Origin of the sequence: Mycobacterium sp. 852002-51057_SCH5723018 (assembly GCF_001667035.1) — a bacterium.
In the GTDB taxonomy this organism is placed as follows: Bacteria; Actinomycetota; Actinomycetes; order Mycobacteriales; family Mycobacteriaceae; genus Mycobacterium.
Window position 1 is genome coordinate 1 of sequence record NZ_LZIR01000118.1, and the last position, 7600, is coordinate 7600.

6 protein-coding genes are annotated in these 7600 nt (G+C 70.8%); all 6 read right to left on the reverse strand.

The window, feature by feature from the left end:
• Nucleotides 1–1759: PE family protein (locus tag A5764_RS23755; protein WP_156664843.1), on the reverse strand; the 1759-nt coding region annotated here is incomplete at its 3' end.
• A 678-nt stretch (nt 1760–2437) separates the two neighbouring features.
• Nucleotides 2438–4234, reverse strand: a complete 1797-nt coding sequence (locus A5764_RS23765; protein WP_067118153.1) for an ABC-F family ATP-binding cassette domain-containing protein — start codon at nt 4232–4234, stop codon at nt 2438–2440.
• A gap of 8 nt (nt 4235–4242) precedes the next feature.
• Nucleotides 4243–4953 carry a PAS and ANTAR domain-containing protein gene (locus A5764_RS23770; RefSeq protein ID WP_369807363.1) on the reverse strand — a complete coding sequence of 237 codons (711 nt, stop codon included), beginning with the start codon at nt 4951–4953 and terminating at the stop codon, nt 4243–4245.
• 128 nt (nt 4954–5081) lie between these two features.
• On the reverse strand, nt 5082–5540 hold the full coding sequence (locus A5764_RS23775) for a hypothetical protein (RefSeq protein WP_067118160.1): 459 nt from the start codon (nt 5538–5540) through the stop codon (nt 5082–5084).
• Nucleotides 5537–6550, reverse strand: coding sequence for an SDR family oxidoreductase (locus A5764_RS23780; protein ID WP_067118179.1), 1014 nt, complete (start codon nt 6548–6550; stop codon nt 5537–5539). The genes A5764_RS23775 and A5764_RS23780 overlap by 4 nt, the downstream gene beginning before the upstream one ends.
• A 28-nt stretch (nt 6551–6578) precedes the next feature.
• The coding region (locus A5764_RS23785; RefSeq protein WP_231989798.1) for a glycoside hydrolase family 15 protein at nt 6579–7600 on the reverse strand (1022 nt) is incomplete at its 5' end.

The following is a 7600-nucleotide window of genomic DNA, read 5'->3' on the forward strand; positions in this document are numbered from 1 at the left end:
GCCCGCCGGTGCCGCCGCCGGCGGGACCGTCACCGCCGGTGCCGCCGTGCCCGCCGGTGGCGTTTCCGGCTCCGAGGGCGTTCGCGGCGCCACCGCTACCGCCGTTACCGCCGGTGCCGGCGCTGCTGGCGGCGCCGTCACCGCCGGTGCCGCCGACGGCGTTTCCGGCTCCGGCGTTGTTGGCGGTACCGCCGGCACCGCCGGAGCCGCTGGTGGTGCCGGTGCCACCGGCCCCGCCGTGCCCGCCGGTGGCGACAGCCGTAGAGGCGGTGTTGTCGATTTCCCCGGTGCCGCCCGTACCGCCGGCACCGCCGGTGCCGCCCGTGCTCGAGCCGCCGGCACCGCCGTCGCCGCCGGCGGCGGTTCCGCTCCCGTTGTTGATCCCGGTGCCGCCTTGGCCGCCTTGGCCGCCGGCGCCGGTCGTGCCAGTGCCGCCTGATCCGCCCGTGCCGCCGGTGGCGGCCTGGGTTCCGGTGATATTGACGCTGCCGCCTTGGCCACCTTGGCCGCCGGTGACACCGTCACCGCCGGTGCCGCCGGTGGCACCGGTACTGCCGTCTCCCGACACGCCGCCGGTGCCGCCTGTGCCACCGGTGCCGGTGGCGCTGGTGCCGCCGGTACCGCCTTGGCCGCCAGCGCCCACAGTGCCCGCGGGAGCGCCGACGCCGCCCGGCCCGGCGGCCCCGCCGTTGCCTCCGGTGCCGCCCATGCCCGCGCCGCTGATGCCGTCGTCCGCCCCTCCCATGCCACCTTGGCCGCCTTGGCCGCCGGCGCCTCCGGTACCGCTAGCGCCGTTCGCGCCCGACTGGCCGAACAATGCCGAGCCGTGGCCGCCTGCCCCGCCCGTACCTCCGGCGCCGCCGGCGCCACCGTCGCCGCCCGTGCCGCCCGTCACGCCGGCGGTAAGGGCGTCAACCCCAGCCCCGCCGGCCCCACCGGCGCCACCCATTCCGGCCTGTCCGCCGGCACCGCCACTGCCAAACAACAGCCCGGCGTTACCACCTGCGCCACCATTGCCACCAGCGCCGCCTTGGGTTCCAGCGAGGCCTTGGCCGACGTCCATGCCGGTCGTCCCGGTCGTGCCCATACCGCCGGGGCCACCGTTGCCGAACAAGAGCGCGCTTCCGCCCGCACCGCCGTTGCCGCCGCCGGTGCCGCCGAGGCCACCGGCGCCGCCGTTGCCCCACAGCCACCCGCCGGTGCCGCCGGTTCCGCCGGCCGCGCCGGCCCCTCCCGTACCGCCGGCGCCGCCGCTGCCGACCAGGCCCGCGGCACCGCCCCCACCGCCGGTCTGCCCGGCCGCACCCGACCCGCCGTTGCCGCCGTTGCCCCACAAGATGCCGCCGGCTCCGCCGGTCTGCCCGGTCCCGGCCGCCCCGTTGATGCCGTCGCCGATCAGCGGTCGATTGAGCAGCAGCTCGGTGGGTGCATTGATCGCACCCAGCACGTCTTGCTGGAGGGTCTGCAGCGGCGAGACATTCGCCGCCTCGGCAAGGGAGTAGGCGCTTCCCGCCCCGGTCAAGGTCTGCACGAATTCGGTGTGAAACGCCGCCGCCCGAGCGCTCAGCGCCTGGTACTGCTCTCCGTAGTTTGAAAACACCGAGGCGATGGCCGCCGACACCTCGTCGCTAGCGGCAGCGGCTACTCCTGTGGTCGGGGCTAAAGCGGCCGCGTGGGCCTCGCTCACCCACGAGCCGATGTTGGCCACGTTACCGGCGGCTGCTGCCAGTATGTCCGGGGCTGCTATTACGTACGACATGACTGCCTCCAGTGCTATTCAAAGACTATGGGTATCTAAGCCAGGAAGTATGATCCTTCAGTATCGTTTTTTCCAGTTGTTGATGAACTTCATATAAAACTTGCTGGCAGGTCGCTACGAGTAACCCGGTGTGTCGGCGCTCCGGAGCAGATTTGGTCTCGGAGTGCGGGGGCAGCCGCGGTCCGCTACGTCAGCGGTAATGACCAGCCGGTAGGGCCCATCGCCTCGCCGATCAGATAGTCGCGGTACAACGACGGGAAGGAGAACCGGCGGAACGACTTGGCCGCCTGGCAGCGGTCCAGCTCGGGCCGAAAGGCCTGGTAAAACCCGATGTTCCGTCACTTCCCGCGACGAGACCTCCCGCACGGCGTCGCTCTACGCGGCGAATTGCTCGTTCAGCCGGGCCTGCACATCGTATTGAGAATAAGTGTTTTCACCTGCGGGCGCAAGGGAACTATGGGCTATCCGAGCGTCGGCGTCCCGCCGCAACCCGCGCGCGTGAGGCCGAGATTCTTCCGGAATCGCTGCACGCTGGGCTCATACGCAACGCCTTCCACACCAGCACCACCCGGCGGAAGTTCTGAAGGCGCTCCTCGATCCACCCGTAGGTCCCCTGGACAGGGTCGTGCTCGAGCCGACGCACGCCACGGTCTCCCATCCGGTGCCCGCCCTTTTCGATCATTCGAGCAGCTCCGAGAGTTCCAGCCAGCGGCTCTCCATCAAGGCGACCTCGTCCTGAAGCCCGCGCAGCTCCTGGGTCAGCCGGTTCAGGCCGATGTGGTCGGACTGATCGTGCTCGGCGAGCTCGTGGTGCTTGGCCGTAATCCGATCCGCGAGCCGCGCGAGCTGACGGTCAACCGACGAGAGCTCCTTTTCGGCCGAACGTCGCAGTGACCCGGACATCGCCTGCGGCTCTAGGGCCGGCGCCTCCGACGGCTCCGACGGCTGCGAAGCCGCCGCAGAAGTCCGCCGGGCCGCCAGTCGCAGGTATTCGTCGATGCCGCCGGGCAGGTGCCGCAGCCGGCCGTCGAGGATCGCGTACTGCTGATCTGTGATCCGCTCGAGCAGGTACCGGTCGTGGGAGACGACGATCAGCGTGCCGGCCCAGGAATCGAGCAGATCCTCGGTGGCAGTGAGCATGTCGGTGTCGACGTCGTTGGTGGGTTCGTCGAGGAGCAACACGTTGGGTTCCGACAGCAGCGTGAGCATCAGCTGCAGCCGCCGCCGCTGGCCGCCGGACAGGTCGCCGACGCGCGCGGACAGCTTCCCGCCGAACCCAAGCCGCTCCAGGAGCTGGGCCGGGGTGAGGTCCCGCCCCTCGACCTGGTAGCCGCTGCGCAGCCGGCCCAGCACGTCGGCGATCCGGTCGCCGGCGATGGCCGCCAGGTCCTCGCCGCGCTGGTCGAGCACCGCCAGGCGCACGGTCTTGCCGCGCTTGACGCGCCCGGTGTCGGGCGCGAGGGTGCCGGCGATCAGTCCCAGCAGCGTCGACTTGCCGGCGCCGTTGGCCCCGACGATGCCGGTGCGTTCGCCGGGGGCGATCCGCCATTCGACATCGCGCAGCACCGGGCGGCCAGTAGAAGGCGGGTAGGCGACCGACACGTCGAGCAGGTCGATGACGTCCTTGCCGAGCCGCGCGCTGGCCAGCTTGGCCAACTCGACGGTGTTGCGCAGCGGCGGCACGTCGGCGATCAGCTGGTTGGCGGCCTCGATCCGGAACCTGGGCTTGGAGGTTCGCGCCGGCGGCCCGCGGCGCAGCCAGGCCAGCTCCTTGCGCATCAGGTTCTGCCGCTTGGCCTCGGCCGCGGCGGCCAACCGGTCACGCTCGACGCGCTGCAGCACGTAGGCCGCGTAGCCGCCGTCGAAGGGCTCGACGATCCCGTCGTGCACCTCCCACGTCGTGGTGGCCACTTCGTCGAGAAACCAGCGGTCGTGCGTCACCACCAGCAGCCCGCCGGTGTTGCGCGCCCAGCGCTGACGCAAATGATCGGCCAGCCAGGTAATGCCTTCGATGTCGAGATGGTTGGTGGGCTCGTCGAGGGCGATGACGTCCCATTCGCCGATCAGCAGCTTGGCCAGCTGCACCCGACGGCGCTGCCCACCGCTGAGCGTGGAAACCGTTGCGTCCCAAGCGAGGTCAGCCACCAGGCCGCCGACCACGTCACGGACCCGCGCGTCGCCGGCCCACTGGTGTTCGGGCTGGTCGCCGACCAGCGTCCAGCCGACTGTGTGGTCGGAGTCCAGGGTGTCGGCCTGGCTCAGCGCACTGACCCGCAACCCGCTGCGCCGGGTGACGCGCCCGGAGTCGGGCTGCACCTGACCGGTCAGCAGGCCCAGCAGGCTGGACTTGCCGTCGCCGTTTCGCCCCACGATGCCGACGCGCGCGCCGTCGTTGACGCCGAGCGTGACCGACTCGAAGACAACCTGAGTCGGGTATTCCAGGCGGACAGCCTCGGCTCCCAGTAGGTGCGCCACCCGGCCAATTATTCGAGAGTCAGCAGCGCTTCGTCGACGTGGCTCCGGGTCTCGGGCGACGACTTGCCGGCTACGGCTTCCAGGAAACGGGCGGCGAGGTCGCGCACCTTGAGGTTCGTCTCCTGAGAACGCCACACCAGCACGTCGAAGGCGCGCTCCGCGCTGATGCCGTAGGCGGCCATCAGCACGCCCTTGGCCTGCTCGATCCTGGCGCGGGCGTCGGCCACCGCCTCGAGGACATTGGTGATTTCGTTGTGCAGCGAGTCGGTGACGTCGACGTAGAACCCCGAGGTGCCGATCGGGGTGCCGTTGTCGTCGAGCATCCGGTCGCCCGCGACGATGACGCAGCGGGCGTGGCCGGCGGTGTCGACGATGCGGTGCCGGCTGCTGAACGGCTTTCCGTCGAGCACGTGGTCGAGGACGGCGGCGACGCGCTCTCGGTCATCGGGGTGCTTGTGCCGCAGCAACAGTTCCGTGGTGGGCTCGACCTCTCCCGGCTCGTAGCCGTGCATGCGCGCGACGGCATCCGACCACTCCCAGCGCTGGCCGTCCAGGAAGAACCGGAACCTGCCGACCCGCTGCGGCTCGCCCAGGCCGAGCACCAGGTCGACCGCGGCCAGCTCTTGTTGCTCGACGGCGTCGGATATGAGCGGCCCCGAACCGTCGCGGGCGTGCCCATTGCGGCGCGAAGCGACCTCGTCTTCGAAGTCCACGGTCATCCGTCTCATCCCTCCCGCCTTACAGAGCCTTATTGCCATAGTATATTGTTTCCAACGCCCATTATTCATCTCGTCCGTGGATACGGACGAGTAGAGGGCGTTAGCGGGCCCGAGCGGGCGTCGCGCGGCTATGTTTGCCAGCCGGCCCGGACGGCATCCGGCAGGGTGTGCCGGGCAACCTGGGCGGCGGCCCGATGGCGCAGGCTGACGAGTGTCGGCAGCAGTTCGCCGGTCCGCGTGGGGCAGGGCGGCTCTGTCGGCGCCCGTCGCGCCCGCATGGCGTCTACGGCCCCGAACAGGGCGGCCAGGACGCCGCTCAGCAACGTCAACCGCCGCGACCGCCGGTCAACGGCCGCCCAGGCCAGCATCGTGGCGGCGTGCACGAAATCGGTTTCGGCGCTGACGGCCAGGGTCGCGGCGTCGGGCGCCACGGCCGTCACCGCCCCCTGGGTCAGCAGCCGCAGCCCCAGGAAGCGGGTCACCGCTCGCTCCCGCGCGGTCGCCGCCTGACCGGACGCCAGGTGCAGCACCGGGTTTGGGACCGCGAGCAGCGCCGCCCCGTAGCCGATTCGCGCCCAGGAGATCATCGCGCGCGTCGGCGCGCCGCCCGCGCCCCGAGCAGCGCGCCCAGCCCGAGGGTCAGCGCACCCGTGCCGCCGACGCGGGGGTGGTGGGAGAACCACAGCTGGGGGCTGTGGGCGTGGGACTTGTCCTCGAACTCGCCGTGGGCGCCGTGGTCGCTGCCGGGCTGTTGGTCGACCGGCTCCCAAAGGTTTTGTGGCTGTTGACCATTCACGGGTTCGTCGGTCTGCTGCGAGTCGTATCCGGTGCGGCCGAGGTAGCGGTCCAGCAGCGGGGCGAGGAACTTCTGCCCCAGCAGCGTGACCGCCGTGCTGTCGCCGACCCAAAATTGTTTGCGCTCAGGATGATCCGCGGCGTACAGGACGCCGCGGGCGGCCACCTCCGGCTGGTAGATCGGCGGCACCGGCTGGGGATGGCGCGGCAGCCGGGACAGCACCCAGGAAAACTGGGGGGTGTTCACCGCGGGCATCTGTACCAGCGTGACCCGGACGTTCGAGCGGTCGTGCAGCAGTTCGCAGCGCAGCGATTCGGTGAACCCGTTGACGGCGTGCTTGGCGCCGCAGTAGGCCGACTGCAGCGGGATGGATCGCTGGCTGAGCGCGGAGCCGACCTGCACGATGGTGCCGGCGTCGCGCGGCCTCATCTTCGCCAGCGCCGCCATCGTCCCGTACACGTAACCCAGGTACGTCACCTCGGTCACCCGCTTGAATTCATCGGCGCTGATTTCCCAAAACGGCGCGAACACGGAGGTGAAGGCGACGTTGACCCAGACGTCGATGGGGCCGAAGGCGGATTCGGCCTCGTCGGCGGCGGCGGCGACGGCCGAGTAGTCGGCCACGTCGGTCGGGATGGCCAGCGCCTTGCCGCCACCGGCCTCGACGTCGCGGGCAGCGCCTTCCAGCCCGGCGGCGCCGCGGGCTAGCAGGGCAACGTTGGCGCCGCGCTGCCCGAACAGTTGGGCGGTGGCGCGGCCGATGCCGGCGCTGGCTCCGGTGATTACCACGGTCTGTGTCATCGAGAGCTCCTTTCGTTCGGTCCGGGGATCAGTTGCGGTGCTCCACTTCCTCGGTGAGCGTCGCCGTGCATTCGAGGAGCAACGCGTGCGTGAACGCCTGGGGCAGGTTGCCGCGGAGCTGGCGCTGCCTGATGTCGTATTCCTCGCAGAACAGCCCGGGAGGGCCGCAGGCGGTGCGGTTGCGTTCGAACCAGCGCATCGCGCAATGACCATGGCCGAGCTGGTGTTCGGCCAGCGCCATCATGAATCCGCACAGCAGAAAGGCCCCTTCTGCGTCGCCGAGGTCGCGCTCGTCATGCCGGAAGCGGTACACGAATCCGTCGTGGGTGAGGTCGCGGCGAACGGCGTCCAGGGTGGCGCGGGTGCGAGGGTCGGAAACGGGCACGGCGCCGCGCAGGGGCGGCAGCACCAGCGACGCGTCGACCTGGGCCAGCTCCGGGCTGCGCTGCCAGTACCCCTCCTGCCGGTGCAGGCTGCTGGCCGCGGTGTCGGCCAGGATCGCGTCGGCCAGTGACGTGCACGCGGCAATCTCGGCGCCTCCGTCGGCGACCTTGGCGATGCGGCGAAGCCCGGCCACACACGCCAGCCGGGACTGCGTCCAGTGCTGGTCCTCGATTTCCCAGATGCCGGCCTCCGGCTCGCGCCAGCGCTTTTCGATGGCGGCGATCGCGGCCTGCGCGGCGCGCCATCCGAGGGCGTCGAGCCGGTCGATAGACCCCGCCATCGCGAACAGCTGCAGCGCCTCGCCGAAGATGTCGAGCTGGAATTGCTCGTTGACCCGGTTGCCGAGCTTGTCATTGCCGCCGGGGTAGCCGGGCAGGTCGAGGGTTTGTTCGCTGGGCACGCGACTGCCGGTGACGGTGTAGGCGGGTTTGAGGTTCGGGCCGTCCTCGAGGAGCCGCGCGCCGACGAACTCGACTGCGCGGTCGAGCAGCTCGGTCGCCCCCGCGGCCGCCGCCGCAATGCCGGCATATGCCTGCGCGGATCCAAGGTCAACGCCAAGGCCAGCCCGTACGTCACGCACCTGCCTGACGCGCTGTCCCACGGTGT

What these genes read in the sequence shown, in the direction of transcription:
- A5764_RS23770 (WP_369807363.1), bottom strand. Translation starts at nt 4,953, where the DNA reads ATGACCGTGGACTTCGAAGACGAGGTCGCTTCGCGCCGCAATGGGCAC.
- A5764_RS23775 (WP_067118160.1), bottom strand. Translation starts at nt 5,540, where the DNA reads ATGATCTCCTGGGCGCGAATCGGCTACGGGGCGGCGCTGCTCGCGGTC.
- A5764_RS23780 (WP_067118179.1), bottom strand. Translation starts at nt 6,550, where the DNA reads ATGACACAGACCGTGGTAATCACCGGAGCCAGCGCCGGCATCGGCCGC.